Below are 19,879 nucleotides of genomic sequence, written 5' to 3' on the forward strand. Positions count from 1 at the left end.
CGAACCGAGGCGGGACTACTGGCCCGCGCCGGGCGCGACTGGGGCTCCCTGCTGCTGCTGCTGACCCAGCGGCGGCGTGTTCGGGTCGATGCCCAGACGCGTCATGATGGCCACCGTCAGGTCCTCGATGCGGTCGCTGCGGTACAGGAAGACCGGCGCGTTGTTGGCGACGGTCGGCAGCACGAGGTCGTAGCTGCCCGCCTCGGCCTCAGCCTGGATGGCCTCGTCGATCTGGTTGAGGACCGGCTGCAGGAGGCGTGCCTCGGCGTAGCTGAGGTACTGGAGGCCCTGTACCTCCGCCTGCTCGATGTCATTCTGCAGCGCGAGCAGCTCCTGCTGGCGCTCCTGGCGCGCGGCGTCCGTCGCGAGCGGGCTCTGGTCGAACGTCTGGTACTCCTCCAGCTGCGTGTTGAACACGCCGCGGAGCGAGTCCTGCACGACGCGGACACGCTGGCTGACGGCCACCTGCTGCTGCTGGAGCTGCTGCTGGACGGTCGCGAACGCGGGCATGCGGATCACGATCTGGTCCGTGTCCACGAAGCCAACCTTCATCGGCTGGGCGAAGGCCGCCGGCACGAGCACGGCGACGAGGGCGACGAGGAGGAAGGGTCGAAGGGTCATGGTGAGTCTGCGAGTTAGCGGCTGGTGCCGGAAAGGCCGGCCGCCCCGAGGCCGATCCCGAGCTCCTCGAGGACGAGCTCGGTCAGGTTGTGGCGGGGCCGGGTGAAGAGGAAGAGGTAGTCGCCCGCGCGGTCGAACACAAAGTCGTACTCGCCGTCCGTGGCGACGACCTCGATGGCGGCGAGGAGCCGCTCCTGCGCAGGCCGGAGGCGCGTCTGCTGCTCGCGGAACAGCTCGCCCTGCGGGCCGAAGTAGCGATTGCGGAGCGCGTCGCGCTCGGTCCGCTTGGCCGCGATCAGCTCCTGCTGGGCCACGCGCTCCTCGTCGGTGTAGAGGATCTCGCGGGCGGCGTACTGGTCGGCCATCTCGTCCGCCTCGGTCGAGAGCGCGGTCACCTCGCTCTGCCACTGCTGCGTCAGGCGCTCCAGCTCCTGCTGGGCAGTCTGAAACTCAGGCATCTGGGCGAGAATCACCGACGAGTCGACGAAGCCGAGCTTCTGCTGGGCGGCGGCGGCCGGGACGAGGACGGCGGCGACGAGGACGAGGGAGAGCAGGCGCATCATGGAGATGGAGTCGGTGGAACCGGCGAAGGGTAGCCAGCGGACCGGACGCCACAAAGGCACTCCGGCCGCTACTGCCCCGAGGCGGTTACTGTCGCCCACCGAGCGAGAACTGGAAGCGCCAGTGCGGCTGGGCATCCTGGATGTCGCTGGCGGACGTGCTCAACGGCGTGAACTCGTCGATCTGATAGCCCATGTTGATGTCCACCAGACCCAGGATCGGGAGGAAGATCCGAGAGCCGACGCCCGCGGCCCGGTATAGCCGCGCCGGGTCGTAGTCCTCGAACCCGTTGTACGTGTTCGCCGCGTCGACGAAGAGGTAGGGCGCGAGCGACAGCTGTGGCGTCTGGAACAGCAGGATGCCCAGCTCGGCCTCGTACTTGTTCAGGATCCGTCCGCCGACCGACTGGCCGTTCAGGCGGGGGCCGATGGCCTCCAGCGGGTAGCCGCGCAGGAACACGAGGTCCCGCCCGAAGCCGCGCGAGATGCTGGACGTGCCGCTCGCCTCCAGCGGCGTGCCGCCGATCAGGTAGCGCTGGAATCGGACGTCCTCACCGGTGAGCGAGCCGATGTAGCCGAAGCGGGTCCGCACGCTGGCCGTCAGGCGGCCGACCACCGGCGTGTAGAACGCCGAGTTCAGGTCCCACTTGTGGTACTGGATGAAGTCGCCGATGGGCGGGGCGACCGTCAGCGACAGGCCGACCTGGGAGCCGCTCTGCGGGAAGGTCGGGTTGTCGAGCGCGTTGCGCGAGATCGACTGGGTGACGGTCAGCTCCTGGCTGAGGCCCTCGGGCAGCACCGGGCTGTTGAGCCCCTCCACGTCGTAGAGGCGGTAGCCGAGGTTGGTGCCCGTCGTAAAGAAGTCGTCGGGCCACTTGAGGCGCTGACGGTAGAAGATCTGCGCGGCGGCCGTCGAGTAGAGCCCCGTCGACAGGCTCGACGTGCTGAACTGCTGGCGGCGGTAGGACAGCGAGAAGCCGACCGGCGTCGCCCGACCGCGGAACCACGGCTCGGTGAACGAGAGCGAGTAGATCTGCGCCCGCGTGCCGTACGTCTGGACCTGGAGCGACAGCTGCTGCCCGTCGCCGGTCGGCATGCCGCCCTCGAAGCCGCGGACGAGGTTCTGGACCGAGAAGTTGGAGAACGTCACGCCCGCCGACAGGATCAGGCCGATGCTGCTGCCGCCGTAGCCGCCCGACAGCTCCAGCTGGTCCGACGAGGTCTCGGCGAGGTTGTAGACGAGGTCGACCGTCTTGGTCTCCTGGTTCACGTTCACCGCCGGCCCGGAGCCGAAGCTGGCCGGGTCGAAGTAGTTGAGCGTCGCCAGCTCGCGCACGCTCCGCTCGATCGCCTGGCGGCTGAACGGCTGGCCCGGCACCGTCCGCAGCTCGCGGCGGATGACGTGCTCCTTGGTGCGCGTGTTGCCCGCGATGCGGATGTCGCCGAACTCGTAGACCTCGCCCTCGGTGATCTCGAACGACAGGTCGAGCGAGTCGCCCGGCGCCTCGGTGATCTCCGGGGCGATGTAGAACTCGTAGTACCCGCGGTCCTGGTACAGGCTCGTGATGTCCGTGTGGTCGGCCGAGTAATACAGGTTCGTCTCGATGCGCGACCGATCGTAGGCGTCGCCAGGCGACAGCCCCAGGGCGAACTCCAGCTGGGCGTCGGTATAGATCGTGTTGCCCTCGAAGACGACGTTCCGGATGTGGTACTTGGGGCCCTCGTCCACCGTCACCTCGACCACGAGGTCCTCCTCGCCATCCTCGTTGACTTCCGTGAACACGGAGTCGCGGACAACACGGGCGCCGTAGTAGCCGCGATCGTTGTAGAACCGGACGAGGCTCGCGAGGTCCTCGTCGAAGCCCTCCTGGTCGAACGTCTCGCGCTTCCAGAAGCGCCACCAGCGGCGCTCGGGCGTGTTCTTGAGGCGCCTCCGGAGCGTGCTCTCCGAGAACACCTCGTTGCCCACGAACCGCACGTCGGTGACCGACTGGCGCTCGCCGCGCTCGACGACGTACGACACGACCACGCGGCCGTCGGGGTCCGTCGTCTGGCTGGAGGCCACCGTCGGCGTGCGGTAGCCCTGCTCGCGGAGGTAGCCCTCGATGGTCAGCGCGCCGCGCTCGATGTCCGACTGCCGCACCGCCCGGCCACGCAGCAGCGGGATCTGGGGCGTCAGGTCGTCCACACTCGACGAGCGGAGGCCCTCGATGGAGAACGACGCCAGGCGCGGCTGCTCGACCACGCGGATCGTCAGGAAGACGCCGTCACCGGCCACCTCGGTCGCCTCGATCTGGGCGTCGGAGTATCCGCCCCGCGAATACAGCAGGCGGACGGCCTCGCCGAACGACGGGTCCCACGGGAGCACGACCCGCGTGCCCGGCCGGATGCCGCTGATGGACCGGACGAGCGCCTCGCTTTCCGTGTTGAGGGCGCCCTCCACGGTGACCGACAGGACCTCGTAGGTCGTGGCCTGCGGCGCGGGCGTCTGCGCGAGCGCAGGGGCGGCAGCGAGGAGGAGGACGGCGAGGGCGCGCAGGGGTGCGAGCGATCGGAGCATGCGGAGCACAGCGGCGAGGCGGACCGGCAGAGCCGGATGGAGCGTCAGAGGGTACGGAGCCGACCCCGAGGGGCGGGCGCAGAGACGGCGAAAACGAGAGGACTCACCGTGTGTCAGCCCGAACGGCACCCCGGATTGCTTATTGCAAGTCGGCGATGAGGGCGCGGGGTCTTCCCCTACGCGTCGGCGACACGTCCGAAGCGCCGGTCGCGGCCCTGGTAGCTCCGGATGGCGTCGTACAGCGCCTCACGGCGGAAGGCGGGCCAGTACTTCTCGGTGACGTACAGCTCGGTGTAGGCCACCTGCCAGAGCAGGAAATTGCTCAGCCGCATCTCCCCCGCCGTGCGGACCAGCAGGTCGGGGTCGGGCAGGCCGCGCGTCAGGAGGGCCTCCGAAACGCTCTCCTCGGTGATGTCGGCCGGGTCCAGCGTGCCCGCCCTGGCCGCCTCGGCGATGGCGCGGACCGCCTCGGTGATCTCCCACCGGGAGCCGTAGCTGAGCGCGAGGGTCAGCGTCATCCGCGTGTTGCCCGCCGTCAGGTCGAGCGCCTCCTTGAGTTCGCGCTGGCCCCGCGCCGGGAGCCGCCCGAGGTCGCCGATGGCGTGCAGGCGGATGCCGTTGCGGTGCAGCTTGTCCGCCTCCTTGCGGATCGTCCGCACCAGCAGTTCCATCAGCGCCGTCACCTCGGCCGCGGGTCGGTGCCAGTTCTCGGTCGAGAACGTGTAGAGCGTCAGGTGCTCGACGCCGATCTGCGCGCACGCCTCGGTGATGTCGCGCACCGACACGACGCCCTCGCGGTGCCCGATCACGCGCGGCTTGCCCTTTTCGTTGGCCCAGCGCCCGTTGCCGTCCATGATGCACGCGATGTGCGCCGGGATCGGCCCGCGCGCCTTCAGGTCGGCCTGCGCCTGCAGGTCGGCCGCGCTCTGGTCGACGCCGGAGAGGCGCACGGGCGTATCGAGGGTCTTGGACGGCATGGCCCGAAGGTAGTCAGGTGACGGCGGGGCCTCGCGTGAGACCCTGCGAATCCTCGGCTCATCGCTCGCGGCTCACGGCGTCGCCCGCACCCACTCCAGCGAGCGCCGGATGCCCTGCTCAAACGTCACCCGCGTTCGGAACCCCAGATCGGCCTTCGCGGGGGCGATGGGAAAGTCCTGGGGGCGACTCAGGAGCAGCACCGCGTGGCGCGTCAGCAAGGGCCGCTCCGGCCGACGCAGCAGCCGGTGCGCCTGCTCCATCGCCCACCCGGCGCCGAGCGCGACCGGCTCCGGCAACGACAAGCGCGGGGCGGGCACCCCGACCCCCTCAGCCAGCGCCTCCATGTAGGTCCGCCACGTCGTCGGCGCCTCGTCGCGGAGGGTGTAGGCCCTCCCCACCGCCGCCGGACGCGTCGCCGCCTCGACGATGGCCTCCACGGCGTGGTCGATGTAGAGCAGCCCGGCAGGTGCCCGTCCTTGCCGGATGTGGACCATGTCCCCCGCCCGAAGCGCCTGGACGACGTCGCGTACCAGCGTCACCGACCCGGGGCCGTAGATCGAAGCAGGACGCACGATGGTCGTCGGCATGCCGCTCCGCCCCACGAACGCCTGCACCACGCGTTCGCCGAGCGCCTTCGAGCGCGGGTACGGAATGCGAGTCGCCTCGTCGGGCTCAGGCGCCTCGGGCACGACGCGGGGGTACCCGAACACGTCGGTGGAGCTGACGTGCAGGACGCGCTGCAGCGATGGGGTGCGCTCCGCCGCCCGCAGCAGGCGCTCCACGCCGGCCACGTTCGCCTCGAAGAACTCTTTCCAGGGCGCCCAGTCGGTCACCCGACCGGCGCAGTGGTACAGCACCTCGACGCCGTCCAGTGCCCGCGCCAGGCTCGCCTCGTCGCCCAGGTCCCCGGTCACGACCTCGACCTCTGCGTCACTGAGGCGGCGGAGGTCGCTCGTGGGCCGCGCCAGAACGCGTACGGTTGCGCCTCGCTCGACCAACCCGCGGGCCAGCGCCCCGCCGAGAAAGCCGCTGGCTCCGGTGACGAGGGCGTCGGGCATGAGACTCCAGAGCGTTGCAAGCTGTTCATCTCGAACGACTTCGAGACGCGCGGACCCACAAGATGGAGCAAAACCACTGCCCCACACGCGCCGCGAAGGAACGGGCGCCTAGCGCACGACCACCGCCTCCCGTACGCGCCGCTCCCGGTCCTCCGGCCCGCCCGGCCCCACCGGCACCGGGAGCTGGCCGTCCGTGATGCGCCCCTGCACCGTCAGCGCGATCAGCACGCCGCCGTCCAGCGTCACCACGACCTGCTTGCCCACGTTCGCCCCCGTCATCTCCGCGAACCGCTCCGCCGCCGCGTCCGTCAGCACCACCGCCAGCGTCGGCCCCATATAGGCGTCCTCGATCCGCTCCACGGCCCGCACCGCATCGGCCCCGAGGCGGAGGGACTCGGTGCCGACCGTGACCACCAGCCCCTCCCCCGCCAGCACCACGTCCGTCGGCGGGGCGACGTCGGGCGACGGGGGCGGCGCAGGGTCCGGCCCGGGGGAGGCCGCCGGAGCTGCTGACCGTGGAGAGGACGCTGCGCGAGACATGGAGTCCTCCACGGCCGCATCAGCTGCCGCAGGCGTCTGCGGAGGCGCCGACTCGGAGAACCGACACCCGGCGACCGCGCCGAGCACCACACAGAGCAGGAAAAGGCGAGTGGCTACCATCCGTTTACCGGCACCAGGACCACCCACTCCCCATCGACCTGCTGGGTGCTCATCATCCACACATTCACGTACCCGTCCTCCTGCATCTCGTCGTCGAAGGGCTCCCGAAGACGCGTCACCACGTGGACGATCCCGCCCTCGGCCTGCACGGAGCCGATAGGGACGAGCGGCTCCTGCGCGAGGCGCGAAGCCCCGGCCGAGACGAACGACAGCGCGAGCACCTCGGCGTCCGTCAGGGCATCCACGCCGCCCTCGGGCAACTCCCGTTCGAGGACGTCGGCCACCGCAATCCACTCCGACCTCGGGCCCACCCCCGGGGACACGCGCACCGAGTCGCCCCGAACGTCGAGCTCCGGACGAGTCTCCTCCAGGATGTCCCCGAGGACGGCCGGGTGCATCAAGCGGAGCATCGTCAGCCAGTCCGCCGCCGCGTTCGCCTCGGAGAACGAGACCACGGTGGCCTCGGGCGTGGACCGGTCCAGCCCCCGACGCACCGCCGCGAACCGGGCGCTGCGACTGTCGGCCGCCCCCGTGGCCGCGCGGACCGTCGCCACCACCGACCGGGCCTCGTCCAGAGAAAACTGGCCGCTGATCTGGATCCGTCCATTCGGAATGCGCTCGTTGATCGTCGGCGCGAGCAGCACCCGACCATCCAGCACGATCGCCAGCGCGAGCCCGACCCGCTCTCCCGTCAGATCCGAGAACCGAGCGGCGGACGCCGGCGCCAGTTCCAGAGAGACCACCGGCATCTCGGAGTAGGGGTCGAAGTCGAGCCCGGCGCTCGCGACCGCGCCCTCCCCGAGCGGCATCAGCACGTCCCCGAGGTAGATCGTCTTCCCCTCGTAGTCCCGGCTCTCCATCCCGGTCGTGTCCTGCCTCACAAAGCCTGGAAACTCCGGGACGACCGCGTCCCGCAGGACGAGACGCGCCTCCTGCGCCCCGACGGGAACCGTCAGGAGGACGGACAGCAGTACCAGGACCGTGCGCATCGGGGCTACCGGCTGAGGTACAGGTTGCGCATCTCGAACGGCTTCGCGATGTGCTCGTCCGTGATGTCGTCCACGAACGCGATCGCCTCCCCGGTCGACTTCATCTCCGGCCCCAGTTCCTTGGTCACCTCGGGGAACTTGTCCCACGAGAACACCGGCTCCTTGACCGCGAAGCCCGTCAGCGTGGACTCCAGCTCGCCCGCCTCGCGGAAGGTCTGGATCTTGGCGCCCATCATCAGCTTCGCGCCGATCCGCGCGATGGGCACGCCCGTGGCCTTGGCCACGAACGGTACCGTGCGCGACGCCCGCGGGTTGGCCTCGATCACGTAGACGAAGTCCTCCCCGTCGCGCGTTTGCACCGCCAGCTGGGTGTTCATCATACCGACTACCCCGAGCCGGGTCGCGATCTTGACCACCGTCTCCTTGAGCCGCTCGATGGTGGCGTCCGAGAGCGAGTACGGGGGGATCACCGCCGTCGAGTCGCCCGAGTGGACCCCCGCGGGCTCGATGTGCTGCATCACGCCCCCGATCCACACCTCGTCGCCGTCCGCGAGGCAGTCGATGTCCACTTCGATCGCGTTCTCCAGGAAGAGGTCCAGCAGGATCTGGTTGTCCGGGAAGAGGGTCAGGATGTTGGCGACGTACTCCGCCACCTCGTCCTTGTTGATCGCGATCCGCATGCCCTGGCCGCCGAGCACGTACGAGGGCCGGATCAGGATCGGGTAGCCGATGGCCTCCGCCACCTCGACGGCCTCGTCCACCGTCGTCGCCATGCCGTAGGGCGGGAACGGGATGTCGAGCTCGGTCAGGATCTCGGAGAACTTGCCCCGGTCCTCAGCGAGGTCCATCTGCTCGTAGGGCGTCCCGAAGATGGGGAGCCCGACCTCCACGATCTCGCGCGCCAGCTTGAGCGCCGTCTGCCCGCCCAGTTGCAGGATGATGCCGTCCGGCTGCTCCAGGTCCACGATGTCGGCGACCCGTTCCCAGAAGACCGGCTCGAAGTAAAGCTTGTCTGCGATGTCGAAGTCGGTCGAGACCGTCTCCGGGTTGCAGTTGATCATGATGGCCTCGTAGCCCATCTCCTTCGCCGCGAGCACGCCGTGGACGCACGAGTAGTCGAACTCGATGCCCTGCCCGATCCGGTTCGGGCCGGAGCCCAGGATGAGCGCCTTTGGCCGGTCGCTGCGCGTCGTCTCGGTGGCCTCCGGGTCGCCCGCGCCGTCGTACGTCGAGTAGAAGTAGGGTGTCACCGCCTCGAACTCGCCCGCGCAGGTGTCCACCACCCGGAACGTCGGCGTGAGCCCCATGCCCTTGCGGGCCTCCCGCACCTCCGCCTCGGTCGACTCGGTGAACCGCGCGATCTGGACGTCCGAGAATCCGTGCTGCTTCAGCGTGAGCATCGCATCCCGGCCGAGATCGGCCAGCGGCGTGCCTTCCGTCGCCAGTTCCAGGTCGATCAGGTCCTTGACCTGGTTGAGGAACCACGGGTCGACCTTGGTCACATCGTGCACCTCGGCCACCGACGCGCCGAGGCGGAAGGCGTGGCGGATGTGGATCAGCCGGTCCCAGTACGGCCGGGCCAGACGCTGGCGGACCACCGCGCGGTCGGGCTGCACGCCGTCGAGCCCCGAGAAGCCCTGCTCCAGGCTCTGAAACGCCTTCTGGAGCGACTCCGTGAACGTCCGCCCGATGGCCATCACCTCGCCGACCGCCTTCATCTGCGTGGTCAGTTCCTCGTCGACGCCTTCGAACTTGTCAAAATTCCAGCGCGGGATCTTGGTCACCACGTAGTCGAGCGCGGGCTCGAAGCACGCCGAGGTGGTCCCGGTCACTTCGTTGGGAAGCTCGTCCAGCGTGTAGCCCACCGCGAGCCGCGCGGCCACCTTCGCGATGGGATAGCCGGTCGCCTTGGACGCCAGCGCCGAGCTCCGCGACACGCGCGGGTTGATCTCGATCACGATCATCCGCCCGCTCGCCGGGTCCACGGCGAACTGGATGTTGCAGCCGCCCGCGAACGTCCCGATGGACCGCATTGCCTTGATGGCCGCGTCGCGCATGGCCTGGTACTGCGGGTCGGTCAGCGTCTGCTGCGGCGCGACCGTCACCGAGTCGCCCGTGTGGACGCCCATCGGGTCCAGGTTCTCGATCGAGCAGATGATGACGACGTTGTCCTTCTCGTCGCGCAGCAGCTCCAGCTCATACTCCTTCCAGCCGAAGAGGCACTCCTCGATGAGCACCTCGTGGACGGGCGACAGCTCCAGCCCGCGCGTCACCTTGGCGTCGAACTCGTCGGCCGTCCAGACGATGCCGCCGCCCGCGCCGCCCATCGTGAAGCTCGGCCGGATGACGATGGGCTTGAACCCGCCGATGCCGCCCGCGCCGCCCGCCAGTTCCTGGGTGATCTCCTTGGCCTCCAGCAGCGACTTCGCCACGCGGCTCCGCGCCTGATCGATGCCGATGCTCTCCATCAGGTCGCGGAACGCCTGCCGGTCCTCCGTGATGTGGATCGCGTCGATGTCGACCCCGATCACCTGGATGCCCACCTTCTCCCAGTACCCCTGCTGGTGGAGCGTGTCGGCGAGGTTGAGGGCCGTCTGGCCACCCATCGTCGGGAGCACGGCGTCCGGCCGCTCCTTCTCGACGATCTCCTTGATGCTCTTGGCCGTCATCTCCTGGAGGTAGACCACGTCGGCCGACATCGGGTCGGTCATGATGGTCGCCGGGTTGGAGTTGAGCAGGACCACGCGGTAGCCCTCCTGGCGGAGGGCCTTCGCGGCCTGCGTGCCGGAGTAGTCGAACTCACAGGCCTGCCCGATCACGATGGGGCCGGAGCCGATGAGCAGGATCGTCGAGATGTCAGTGCGCTTGGGCATTCGAGAGGTTCAGGGTTCAGAGTTCAGGGTTCGTCGCCAGCAAACCCGAGGGCTTCCTGGAGAAGCGTGCCGTGCGTGCGGTCGGTTCAGACCCCGAAGTCGATGGCCCGCCCGTGCGAACCCTGAACCCCGGACCCTGAACCTGCTGGCGTCAGCCCGCGCTAAAGCCGCCGACGGTCTTCTTCTCGTCGCGCTCCAGCACGACCAGCGCGGCGAACTGGGCGGGGGCGGTCGCGCCGCCGGTGCCGCCCATCGCCGAGGACGACAGGATGCGCCAGTCGTTGTTGAGGAGGGTCGTCAGCTCGTCCAGGCTCTCGGTCGGGTGACCGGGCGCGTAGTGGACGACAAGGGCTTTGCGTTGGGCGGGCATGGGATCAGGCAGATGGGCCCACCTCGGTCGCTCCGTCGGGAGCGTCGCCGAGGCGGGGCGGGTCGAAGAGAGTCGTGAACGTGAACGCCTCAGCCGTCGGGCCGTGGGCGTGGAGATGGTCCAGCCGCGCCTTCGCGTCGTCGGCCGACGGCTCGGTGCCCTCCGCCACCCACCAGAGCGCGTAGTGCGGGCGGCCGAACGCCGAGAACCATTCCTTGCGCCGCTTGACGTAGTGGGCGTGGCCGGACTGGTAGGTGTACGCCCGCAATGCGTCGACGGACCGCCACACGCTGAGATTGATCAGGATCTGGCCGTCGTCGAACACGCGGAGGGCCGTCGCGTCGCCGTCGGCGTCCTGGAGGCGCCAGACGAAGCCGGGCGACCGCTCGGCGAGCAGGTTGATGGGATCGAGGGCGCGGGCGAACTCGGCCATCACGGCCCCGTCCATCGGGCCTTTCGCGCGGGCGACGTTGACTTGGGCGAGGTGGGGCATGGAGTCAGCGGCCGACCGGCGACCAGGCGTCCGGCGTGATCGGCTTCTCGGAGACGGACAGGAGCATGGCTCGGACCAGCTCCGCGTCGGTCATGCCGCTCTGCTTCGCCCACAGCGTGAGGTGGTCGGACATGAGCGCCTGGAGGGCGCCGAGGCTGAACCGCCACCCGTCGGCCTCCCGAGAGAATGAGAACCGGAGCTTGGGGACCACCTGCCCCCCCGACCTCACCTCTGCCCACGCGCTGTCGCCCGTGACCGTGACGCGACCGATGCGGGTCTGCTCGACGCTCTCCCGCCCGATCCAGCCCTGGGCCACTCCGTAGGCGAGCGCCGAGCGGCCGTCCATCTGGCGCAGCGTGTCGGCTGGGACGCGAACGCGCAACGCGATCACCATCACCTCGTCGAGGAGCGGGAGTCGAGCGACGCGGGCCGAGTCGGCATCGAGCGCGAGGTCGAGCATCGCACCGTAGTACGCCACCGAGGCGGCGTCGACGACGCCGAGGGCGGCCTCGCCATCGGAGGCCAGGATCGCGGTTCTGTACGTCTCGAACGCCTCGGCGACGGCGGAGGCGTCCTGGGCTGCCAGCGGCGACCCCACGCCCACGAGCAGCACCAGCCACCCCGCGAGGGGCCGCGGGCAGGCGACGGATCGAAGGGCCTGTCGGAGGGATCTCATGGATCAGCCGGCCGGCTCACGCCGCGCAGGTCGGGCTCAGGCATCCGTAGGGGTCGCGGTGGGCGTCGGGACGGCGGGCGGCTCCGGAGCGTCGCCGTCCATGAGCGCCACGAACTGGTCGAAGAGGTAGCGGCTGTCGTGCGGGCCGGGGCAGGCCTCGGGGTGGTACTGGACCGAGAAGCCAGGGAAACGCGAGAACCGCAGTCCCTCCACCGTCTGGTCGTTCAGGTTGCGGTGGTCCACCTCGGCGATGCCGTCGAGGCCCTCCTCGCGGACCGCAAAGCCGTGGTTCTGGGTCGAGATCTCGACGTGGCCGGTCGTCAGGTTGAGGACCGGGTGGTTGGCGCCACGGTGGCCGACCTTCATCTTGTAGACCTCCAGCCCCTCGGCGAGTGCCATCAGCTGGTGGCCGAGGCAGATGCCAAAGACAGGCGTCCCGCTGGCGATCACCGCCCGCGCGGCCTCGATGGCGTCGGGCATGGCGCGCGGGTCGCCGGGGCCGTTCGAGAAGAAGACGCCGTCGGGCTCCCACGCCATCACCTCCGCGACCGGCGTGCTCGCCGGGAAGACGCGCACGCGGCACCCGAGGTGGGCGAACGACCGCAGGATGTTGCGCTTGACGCCGTAGTCGTAGACGGCCAGCGCGCGCGTGCCCTCGGTGCTGAAGTCGTAAGCCTCGCCCGTCGTGACCTGGCTCGCCAGTTCGAGTCCGTCCATGCTCGGCGCCGCCTGGGCCTTCGCCACCAGCGAGGCGTCGTCGAGGTCGACCGTCGAGATGACGCAGTTCATGACGCCCTTCGTCCGGATGTGGCGCACCAGCCGCCGCGTGTCGACGCCGGAGATGCCGACGAGCCCCATCCGGGCCATGTAGGCGTCGAGCGTTTCCTCCATGCGGCTGTTGGAGGGGTCGCGCGAGAACTGGCGGACGACCAGCCCGGCGACGTGCGGCCGGTCGGCCTCGGTCGCCTGCTCGAAGGCGCCGTAGTTGCCGATGTGCGGGTAGGTCATCATCATGACCTGCCCCGAGTAGCTCGGGTCGGTCAGGATCTCCTGGTAGCCGCTCATCGACGTGTTGAAGCACAGCTCGCCGCTGGTCTCTCCAGCGGCGCCGACGGCGGTGCCCGTGACGACGGTGCCGTCTTCGAGGGCGAGCTTGGCGGGGGCGGACGGGGTCATGGGCGCAGATACAAAAAAAGCCTCCCGAAAAACGGAAGGCTCAACGGCAGCAGGGCCGTACGAAAGAAGGCGAATCGGGAAAGGTCCGGGGGACAGGCATGGGGTCCGGCGACTCCGCCAAAGGTACCGCCACACTCGATCCTCCTGTGAGCGTGTCGCGCCGGATTCACACGGCGTTGAACTCGCGCCCCTGCCTCCGGCCGCCTCGGCGTCCGCCCGGAATGGGATTCGGAGGCCGCGCACAGGCGCGTATCCTCCCCCGCACCCGTTCAGGCCTCCCCGACCGCCCCGCGTTGCCCCCGCCTCCCTCCCGCCGCGACCGCCACGCCCCGACACGCGCTCTCGCGTGCCTCGCGGCCAGCCTCCTGCTGGTCAACGGGGCGTTCCTGCTCTGGCCCGAGGTGGACCTGGGACCGGACCTCCCGCGCGAGGCCCCCGTCCGCGAGCAGGTCGTGTTCGAAATGATCGAGCCGACACGTCAGCCGCCGCCGCCGGCGAACCCGCTCCCGATGCCGCCCCCTCCCCCGCTTACCTCCGACCACGTGCCCATCGAGGTCCCCGACGAGCGGCTGGTCGAGGACATCGTGCGGGACCTGGAGCTCCCCACGATGCCGGCCCCCGACGTGCCGAGGCGGGCCACGCCGGCCCCTCGCCCAGGCCCGCCGGCACCTCCGGCGCCGCCTGCCCCCCCTGCGCCCGTCCCGTCAGGGCCCCCGCCTGCCGACGACCGAATCGTGGAGCAGCCGGACCGCAGCCCGAGCCTCAGCGGGCAGGCGCTCCCGGTATACCCGCGGAACGCGTCCGTGTCTGGATTCCGTGGGAGCGCACGCGTGCGCGTGCTGGTCAACACGGGCGGTCGCGTGACGGACGCCGAGATCGTCGAGCGGGTCCGGTTCGAGCGGAACCGCGAGACTCCCGTCGCCTCGTTCCCGCCCGAGTTCGACGCGGCCATCCTGGACGCCGCTCGCCGCCACGTCTTCCGCCCGGCGCGCGACGGCGGCGACCGCGTGCGCGCCTACGCCTTCATCTCCGTCTCCCTCGACCCACCGGAGTAGCCGTCGGGGAGACGTCTCTCGTCCTCCCCGTCCGATCCTAGAAGGCCAGTTGCATGGTCGCCGGGGGGTTGAAGTAGGCCGTCCCTCCCCTGACGCTCGCGATCTGGCGGACGAGTTCGTCGAACGTCGCCGGGGCGCCCACGAAGTCGATCCGGCTCGCGTCCACGATCAGGAGCGGGCTCTTCGTGTAGTGGAAGAAGTACTGGTCGTACGCCTCGACCAACTCCGTCAGATAGGCCCGGTCCATGTTGGTCTCGTAGCTCCGGCCGCGCAGCGCGACGTTGTGCAGCAGCCGATCCACCGAGGACCGGAGGTAGACGACCAGGTCCGGCACCGGCGCCGACGGCTCCATGATGCCGTAGAGCGTCTCGTAGAGGCGCACCTCGTCGCCCGTCAGCGTGACGTGGGCGAAGATGCGGTCCTTGTCGAACGTGTAGTCCGAGACGACATGCGGCGCGAACAGGTCGCGCGTCTGGAGCGCCTTCTGCTGCTTGAAGCGGCTGGCGAGAAACGCGAGCTGCGTCTGGAGCGCCCAGCGGTCACGATCCGAGTAGAATCGGTCCAGGAAGGCGTTCTCCTCGAACTCCTCCAGCACGAGCCGCCCCTCGGCTCGCTCGGCCAACATGCGGGCCATGGTCGTCTTCCCGGCGCCGATGACGCCTTCGACGGCGACGTATCCGAGGTGGGCGGGGAGGGTCGGGGCAGACATGGCGGGGGCGGTGCGTGCCGAAAGATCGCAACGGTCGGCGACAGCGTAGGCGGGTTCGGGTGACGCCCACGCGTCATCCCCCAAATTTCCGAGGGCGACGGAGGACCGACACAACCCCCGGACTCCGAGCCGTCATGCCAGCGACAGGTCGGTCTGCGTCACGGCCAGCGGGTCGGGGCACGCAGCGAGGAGGTCGGCCACGCTCGCCCCGAGGCCGGGCACGACGGCCGCGGGCAGCACGTCGGCCAGGGGCGTGAGCACGAACCGGCGACGCGCCAGCGCAGGATGAGGCACGGTCAGGGCGGACGAGGAGAACGCGGCGTCCCCGACCAACAGCAGGTCGAGGTCCAGCGGACGCGGCGACCAGCGGGGGGCGAACGGGTCGCGGCCTGCCGCCCGCTCGATGCCGTGGAGCACGCGCAGCATCGCGTAGGGGGCGAGGGTCGTCTCCGCCACGACGACCGCGTTCAGGTGGTCGGGCTGAGGCGCCGCGCCGGGAGGCACCAGCGCCTCGGTCTCGTAGACGGGGCTGACCGCGACCACGTCCACCTCGGGGTGCGCGTCGAGCGCGGCGACTGCCCGGCGGAGCGCCGCCAGCCGGTCGCCGACGTTGCCCCCCATCCCGACCGCCACCGTCATCGGCGCGCTCACGGGGCCGCGTCGAGACGGTACACCACCTCGGCGCGGTCGCAGGGTCCGCCGACCGGCGGGTTCGGCTTCCGGACCGTCACCTCCACCGAGAGAAGCATCGGGAAGTGCTGCATCACGACCTCGGCGATGGAGTACGCCAGCGACTCGATCAGGTACGACGGCGTCCCCGTCACGCGGTCGCGCACGATAGCGTAGACGCGCTCGTAATCGACGGTTTTCGACAGGTCGTCGTCGGTCGCCGCCTGCCGGATGTCGAGGTCCATCGCCACGTCCACCTCGAAGCGCCCGCCGACTTTGTGCTCCTCCTCCATGACCCCGTGGTGGGCGTAAAACACGGCGTTGACGAGGCGGACGGTGGCGGGCACGGGAGAGGCGGAGAACGAGGGAGGCAGGGTAGCCACGCGAACCCGGTGTCGGCCGCGTGTTCTGCTCGGAGGAGGCGTCGGCCGACTACAGACCGAGCGTGTCGAGCAACGCGGCGTCCTCGGGCGTGATGGACCCGTCGTCGCGCGCAGCGAGGAGGCGTCCCGCATAGAGCGTCGCGTAGAGGCCGAGCACACCGTCGTCGCGGCGGGCGTGCTCGTCGAAGTGCGTGGTCGCCTCGCGGCTTCGCCACGCGTCGGGGACGTAGATCGCGCGCGGGCCGAACGGGCCGTCCGAGGCGGGCGCGGGAAAGCTCTTCTCGGGCTCGAAGAGCCGCCCCCCGAGGTGGCACCCGGTGCACTGGGTCGGGACGCGGAGCGGTCGGGGTTCCGTCTGGGTGGCCGGGGCGAGGGCGCCGTCGGGGCCGTACACCGCGAAGTCCCAGAACCCGTCGGGGCGACGGTGCTTGACGGTCGTCTCCACGACGGTCCCGTCCACCAGGTGCTCGCCCACGATCCAGGTCCCGACCGGGTAGGCCAACTCTCCCGAGGTCGGGAAGGCGGCCATGGCCGTGCGGAGGGCGGCCAGCGGCACATGGATCCGGCGGCGGGCCGCCGTCATCACCCCGTCCACCTCGACGGTAAACCAGTCCGGCTCGCCTGCGGAGTAGTCGGCCTGGGCGCGGAGGGCGTCGGTGGTCGGCGGGAGCGCGCGGGCGCCGACGTAGGTCGCCTCCAGCATGACTGCAAGTTCGTCCCAGTCGATGGCGCCGTCCTCGTTGGCGTCGACCAGCGCGGCTCGCGCGGCCTCGGGGAGGCGTTCGGGGTGGAGGATGTAGTCGTCGCCGTCGCGGGAGAGAAGCCCTGCGGCCACCGGGTCGCCGCCGTCGGGGCCGAGGTACGCGCCGAGGACGGAGCCGAGCAGGGCGCCCGGGTCCTTGCGGTCCAGGTCCAGCGGCACGCCGTCCACCGGTCCGCCGCACCCGACGGCGGCCAGCGCGAGAACGAGGAACAGAGGTCGGGTCACGGGGCGATTTCGGCGAGTGCGGCGCGGGCCCGCGCGTCGGTGGGATCGAGACGGAGCACCTGCTCGAAGCGCGCGCGCGCCTCGGCGGTTTTCCCCTGCCGGGCGAGGATCAGCCCGAGGTTGCCGAGCGCCGCGCGTTCCTCGGGGTCGAAGCGGAGGGCAGCCTCGAACTGGGCGCGGGCGCCGTCGAGGTCGCCGGAGTTGAGGAGCGCGGCGCCGAGGTTGACGCGCGAGGTCGGCAGGCGCGGATCGAGGGCGACCGACCGCCGAAGCGCGGTAAGCGCGGCGTCGGCCTGTCCGAGGCGGAAGCGGGCGAGGCCGAGACCGTTCCAGGCATCGGCGTGCCGAGCGGGGTCCTGAGCGACCGCCTCGCCGAAGGCGGCGGCGGCCTCCTCGTACCGACCGGCCTGGCTCAGCGCGGTCCCGAGGCGGACGCGAGCCTCGGTCAGGCGTGGCGCCAGCCGCACCGCCTCGGCCAGCGCGTCGGCCGCCTCGGTATGCCGCCCGCGGGCCGACTCGACGATGCCGAGCCAGAACGCGGCGTACGGGTCGGCCGGGTCGCGGGCGACGGCTTCGGCGAGGACGCCCTGCGCGGCGGTGAGTGAGTCCATCTCCGACAGGGCACGCCCCAGGACGACCCGGAGGTCGGTCCGCTCCACGCCGGCGCCCAGGGCGCGGCGGGCGCGGCGGGCGATTTGCGGCAGGTAGGCGGGCAGCGGGTGCTGGGTCTCGTAGAGCGAGAACGTCGCGAGCGCGAGCGCCGCGTCGGCCTGGGCGGCGCTCGGCGGGTCCCCTCCCCCTGCCAGATCGACGAGTTGGAAGGGCGACTGCCCCCGCACGTCGTCGCGCGTCGCCGTCGCCTCAGACGACGGCGGCGGGTCGCGGCGGATCCAGTGGTCGGTGAACGAGACGTGCGGGATGTCGGACGTGCCCGCCGTGCGCATGTGGCAGCTGACGCAGTTGCCCGTGACGGCCTCGGTCGGGGTCTCGGCGTCGGGCCGCGAGCACGCGTCGAGGTGCGCCGACGGGCCGTGACACGACGCGCACGTCTGGTTGAAGTGGTCGGCCGGGAGCTGCGCGGTCGGCGTGTGCGGGTCGTGGCAGGTCGTGCAGGTCATCTCGCGGTCCGTGCCGAGGCTGCCCTCGAAGCAGGCGCTCTGCATCATGCGCTCGGCGTGGCTGGCGATCCCGAAGCGGACCGGATCCTCGACAGACGCCTCGGTCGCGAACACCGACCGGTGCGCCGAGAGCGGGCGCCCGGGCCGGTACGTCGTCGCGTCCTCGCCCGGTGCGTAGACCGTCTCGCCGGTCAGATGACACTGCTGGCAGACGTCCAGTTGAAGGTCCGTCGGCAGCGCCGCCGGGTTGACGATGCGCGTGTCCGTGGGCTCCCCGCCCGACTCGAAGGCCGCGACGTGGGCCGAGCCCGGCCCGTGGCAGCGCTCGCACGAGATGCCCAGCGGCACGTCGGTGTAGAAGTTCTGGCTCGTCTCGTGCGCGGGCCGCGCGTTGTGGCAGGTGAGGCAGTCGAGCGTGATCGGTCGGTCGAAGCGCGCGTTGCCGTCCCGGTAGCCGGGGCTGAGGTCCCAGATGGACCGCTCGACGTACCACGTCAGCGGCATCTCGGTCAGGTACTCGCCGTGCGCCGCGTCCCCGCCGGAGGCGGCCATCAGGTAGGAGCGCGTCGCGTTGCCCGAGCCGACCACGTAGTCGACCGCCTCGACGCGCTCGTAGCCGGGTAGGTCGGGACGCGTCTCGCGCTGGAAGAGGGTGTCGCCGCGGACGAACGGCTGGTAGCAGTAGCCGTCGGTGGCGCAGACGACCGGCCCGGCGCCGCCGGGCCCGAATCGCTCGGGCGCCGTGGCCGGGTCGAACCGGCTCATCGAGCGCCCCATCCCGGTCTGGGCGTAGCTCGCCGCCAGATCGGCGTGGCACTGCTGGCACGCCCCGTCGCCGACGTACGTCCACGACGCATCCGCCGCGGGCTCGGGGGCCGCCGAGCGACAGGCCGAGAGCGCATACGCCGACGCGAGGACGGCGACGGCCAACGAGACGAGGAGGCGGACGGACACGGGACAGGGGGACGAGGCGCCGAAGATACCGGCGCTCTACGTCCTGCCCGGCTCGCCCCGCACCGGCACAGAGGTTGCACCTCCCATGGATGACACTCCTCCGTTCCCGAACGGCTTCGTCAGACCCGTGCCCATTACCGATCTACTCGACCGCGTTCCCTTCTCCCCCTCCGCCCGTCCGCGGGAGGCGGGAGCGAAGGCGTCGCCCTCCGCCAGCGGCGGCCCCACCGAGCGGACGTTCGAGCTCCAGCTGCCCACTGTGGAGCGTGTGGGGGCTCTCGATCCCGTCGTGCTGCCGCCTCCGTTCACGTCGATGGCTGAGACGGCCGACGCACCGTCGGAGGCGGGCACGGAGTCCGCCCAGGAGCCGCCGACCGATCCCCCACCGCCCGCCCCTCGCCCGTCGCAGCCCCGGTTCGCGAGCCTCCAGCCGCTCCCGAGCTGGGGCATCGCAGTGATCGGAGGCCTGTCGCTGCTGTGCCTGGCGCTGGCCGCCTCCCTGGCCGTTGCGGTGGCCGAGCCCGCCCGGGTTGAAGCCGCCCCCCCAGCGGCCGATACCCAGGAGGTCCCCGCGGCCGACGCGACCGCTCCCGAGCCCGCCGAGGCCGAGGACACGCCGACGGCCACTCCCGCCTCCTTCACCGCCGAGCCGACGTCCATCCCCGTGGAACTCCTGACCCGTCTCGAAGAGGCGAGCGACCAGCCGCTCGAGGTCGAGCTGTCTCGCCTGCTCGAAGCCATCCAGTTCGGCTTCGGGCGGCGCAGCGCGCAGCTCGAACCCACTCTCCGCTCGTATGTCTACCGCATGGGGAGCCGGTTCGAGTGGAACCCCGATTCGTTTCGTGTCGCCGTGACCGCGCCGGACCCGGCGCTGGCCTCTGCGCGGGCCGCTCAGTTGGAGCGGCTGTTCGAAGACGCCGTCGCGGCAGGCCGCCTCGACGTCGGTACGGGCATTGGCCCGCACGCCCTCACCCTCGTCACCGAGTAGC

At 70.7% G+C, this 19,879-nt stretch carries 19 protein-coding genes; 2 read left to right on the forward strand and 17 right to left on the reverse strand.

What is annotated here, in order from left to right; all coding sequences use genetic code 11:
* Positions 1–15 precede the first annotated feature (15 nt).
* The 12 genes from B1759_RS16980 to carA all read right to left on the reverse strand — a co-directional run bounded on the left by B1759_RS16980 (position 16) and on the right by carA (position 13,014).
* On the reverse strand, positions 16–621 hold the full coding sequence (locus B1759_RS16980) for an OmpH family outer membrane protein (RefSeq protein ID WP_095516274.1): 606 nt from the start codon (positions 619–621) through the stop codon (positions 16–18).
* Between the two features lie 14 nt (positions 622–635).
* A complete protein-coding gene (locus B1759_RS16985) occupies positions 636–1,184 on the reverse strand; it encodes an OmpH family outer membrane protein (protein WP_233134437.1) in 549 nt (182 codons plus the stop codon).
* Positions 1,185–1,269: 85 nt separating this feature from the next.
* Entirely contained in the window at positions 1,270–3,741 is a 2,472-nt protein-coding gene (bamA, locus tag B1759_RS16990; protein ID WP_143537456.1) for an outer membrane protein assembly factor BamA, read from the reverse strand.
* A 176-nt stretch (positions 3,742–3,917) separates the two neighbouring features.
* On the reverse strand, positions 3,918–4,718 hold the full coding sequence (locus B1759_RS16995) for an isoprenyl transferase (protein ID WP_095516277.1): 801 nt from the start codon (positions 4,716–4,718) through the stop codon (positions 3,918–3,920).
* A gap of 72 nt (positions 4,719–4,790) precedes the next feature.
* A complete protein-coding gene (locus B1759_RS17000) occupies positions 4,791–5,777 on the reverse strand; it encodes an SDR family NAD(P)-dependent oxidoreductase (RefSeq protein WP_095516278.1) in 987 nt (328 codons plus the stop codon).
* A 108-nt stretch (positions 5,778–5,885) separates the two neighbouring features.
* Positions 5,886–6,317, reverse strand: coding sequence for a hypothetical protein (locus tag B1759_RS17005; RefSeq protein ID WP_143537457.1), 432 nt, complete (start codon positions 6,315–6,317; stop codon positions 5,886–5,888).
* A gap of 113 nt (positions 6,318–6,430) precedes the next feature.
* A complete protein-coding gene (locus B1759_RS17010) occupies positions 6,431–7,426 on the reverse strand; it encodes a hypothetical protein (protein WP_095516280.1) in 996 nt (331 codons plus the stop codon).
* A gap of 5 nt (positions 7,427–7,431) precedes the next feature.
* Entirely contained in the window at positions 7,432–10,299 is a 2,868-nt protein-coding gene (carB, locus tag B1759_RS17015; RefSeq protein ID WP_095516281.1) for a carbamoyl-phosphate synthase large subunit, read from the reverse strand.
* 151 nt (positions 10,300–10,450) lie between these two features.
* Positions 10,451–10,669 carry a hypothetical protein gene (locus B1759_RS17020; RefSeq protein ID WP_095516282.1) on the reverse strand — a complete coding sequence of 73 codons (219 nt, stop codon included), beginning with the start codon at positions 10,667–10,669 and terminating at the stop codon, positions 10,451–10,453.
* Positions 10,670–10,673: 4 nt separating this feature from the next.
* Positions 10,674–11,162: a DUF3291 domain-containing protein gene (locus B1759_RS17025; RefSeq protein ID WP_095516283.1), complete on the reverse strand. Its 489-nt coding sequence runs from the start codon at positions 11,160–11,162 to the stop codon at positions 10,674–10,676.
* Between the two features lie 4 nt (positions 11,163–11,166).
* Complete coding sequence (locus B1759_RS17030) at positions 11,167–11,838, reverse strand: hypothetical protein (RefSeq protein WP_143537458.1); 672 nt, start codon at positions 11,836–11,838, stop codon at positions 11,167–11,169.
* Positions 11,839–11,874: 36 nt separating this feature from the next.
* Positions 11,875–13,014 (reverse strand): glutamine-hydrolyzing carbamoyl-phosphate synthase small subunit, encoded by a 1,140-nt coding sequence (gene carA, locus B1759_RS17035; RefSeq protein WP_095516285.1) that lies wholly within the window; start codon positions 13,012–13,014, stop codon positions 11,875–11,877.
* A gap of 293 nt (positions 13,015–13,307) precedes the next feature.
* Between carA and B1759_RS17040 the strand changes: the two genes are divergently transcribed.
* The gene (locus B1759_RS17040) at positions 13,308–14,069 is read left to right on the forward strand and encodes an energy transducer TonB (protein ID WP_095516286.1); all 762 of its coding nucleotides are present in this window, start codon (positions 13,308–13,310) and stop codon (positions 14,067–14,069) included.
* A gap of 37 nt (positions 14,070–14,106) precedes the next feature.
* Here B1759_RS17040 and B1759_RS17045 read toward each other — a convergent pair whose 3' ends face one another.
* The 5 genes from B1759_RS17045 to B1759_RS17065 form a co-directional block, all read right to left on the reverse strand.
* On the reverse strand, positions 14,107–14,778 hold the full coding sequence (locus tag B1759_RS17045; protein ID WP_095516287.1) for a deoxynucleoside kinase: 672 nt from the start codon (positions 14,776–14,778) through the stop codon (positions 14,107–14,109).
* A 132-nt stretch (positions 14,779–14,910) separates the two neighbouring features.
* Positions 14,911–15,429 carry a 2-amino-4-hydroxy-6-hydroxymethyldihydropteridine diphosphokinase gene (gene folK, locus B1759_RS17050; RefSeq protein ID WP_198948980.1) on the reverse strand — a complete coding sequence of 173 codons (519 nt, stop codon included), beginning with the start codon at positions 15,427–15,429 and terminating at the stop codon, positions 14,911–14,913.
* Entirely contained in the window at positions 15,426–15,794 is a 369-nt protein-coding gene (gene folB / locus B1759_RS17055; RefSeq protein WP_198948982.1) for a dihydroneopterin aldolase, read from the reverse strand. The genes folK and folB overlap by 4 nt, the downstream gene beginning before the upstream one ends.
* Before the next feature lie 85 nt (positions 15,795–15,879).
* Positions 15,880–16,818 (reverse strand): hypothetical protein, encoded by a 939-nt coding sequence (locus B1759_RS17060; protein ID WP_095516290.1) that lies wholly within the window; start codon positions 16,816–16,818, stop codon positions 15,880–15,882.
* On the reverse strand, positions 16,815–18,890 hold the full coding sequence (locus B1759_RS17065; protein WP_095516291.1) for a tetratricopeptide repeat protein: 2,076 nt from the start codon (positions 18,888–18,890) through the stop codon (positions 16,815–16,817). Before B1759_RS17065 ends, B1759_RS17060 begins: the two co-directional genes overlap by 4 nt.
* Before the next feature lie 127 nt (positions 18,891–19,017).
* Here B1759_RS17065 and B1759_RS17070 point away from each other — a divergent pair, with 127 nt between their 5' ends.
* The gene (locus B1759_RS17070) at positions 19,018–19,878 is read left to right on the forward strand and encodes a hypothetical protein (RefSeq protein ID WP_143537459.1); all 861 of its coding nucleotides are present in this window, start codon (positions 19,018–19,020) and stop codon (positions 19,876–19,878) included.
* The last annotated feature ends 1 nt before the right edge of the window (position 19,879 follow it).

It is taken from the genome of Rubrivirga sp. SAORIC476 (assembly GCF_002283555.1).
Taxonomy (GTDB): Bacteria; Bacteroidota; Rhodothermia; order Rhodothermales; family Rubricoccaceae; genus Rubrivirga.

Bases quoted from the DNA above. Each gene is read 5' to 3' on its own strand.
- B1759_RS17030 (WP_143537458.1), bottom strand. From the start codon at position 11,838: ATGAGATCCCTCCGACAGGCCCTTCGATCCGTCGCCTGCCCGCGGCCC.
- B1759_RS17005 (WP_143537457.1), bottom strand. From the start codon at position 6,317: ATGTCTCGCGCAGCGTCCTCTCCACGGTCAGCAGCTCCGGCGGCCTCC.
- B1759_RS16980 (WP_095516274.1), bottom strand. From the start codon at position 621: ATGACCCTTCGACCCTTCCTCCTCGTCGCCCTCGTCGCCGTGCTCGTG.
- B1759_RS16995 (WP_095516277.1), bottom strand. From the start codon at position 4,718: ATGCCGTCCAAGACCCTCGATACGCCCGTGCGCCTCTCCGGCGTCGAC.
- B1759_RS17020 (WP_095516282.1), bottom strand. From the start codon at position 10,669: ATGCCCGCCCAACGCAAAGCCCTTGTCGTCCACTACGCGCCCGGTCAC.
- carB (WP_095516281.1), bottom strand. From the start codon at position 10,299: ATGCCCAAGCGCACTGACATCTCGACGATCCTGCTCATCGGCTCCGGC.
- B1759_RS17000 (WP_095516278.1), bottom strand. From the start codon at position 5,777: ATGCCCGACGCCCTCGTCACCGGAGCCAGCGGCTTTCTCGGCGGGGCG.
- B1759_RS17045 (WP_095516287.1), bottom strand. From the start codon at position 14,778: ATGTCTGCCCCGACCCTCCCCGCCCACCTCGGATACGTCGCCGTCGAA.
- bamA (WP_143537456.1), bottom strand. From the start codon at position 3,741: ATGCTCCGATCGCTCGCACCCCTGCGCGCCCTCGCCGTCCTCCTCCTC.
- B1759_RS16985 (WP_233134437.1), bottom strand. From the start codon at position 1,184: ATGATGCGCCTGCTCTCCCTCGTCCTCGTCGCCGCCGTCCTCGTCCCG.
- carA (WP_095516285.1), bottom strand. From the start codon at position 13,014: ATGACCCCGTCCGCCCCCGCCAAGCTCGCCCTCGAAGACGGCACCGTC.
- B1759_RS17010 (WP_095516280.1), bottom strand. From the start codon at position 7,426: ATGCGCACGGTCCTGGTACTGCTGTCCGTCCTCCTGACGGTTCCCGTC.
- B1759_RS17025 (WP_095516283.1), bottom strand. From the start codon at position 11,162: ATGCCCCACCTCGCCCAAGTCAACGTCGCCCGCGCGAAAGGCCCGATG.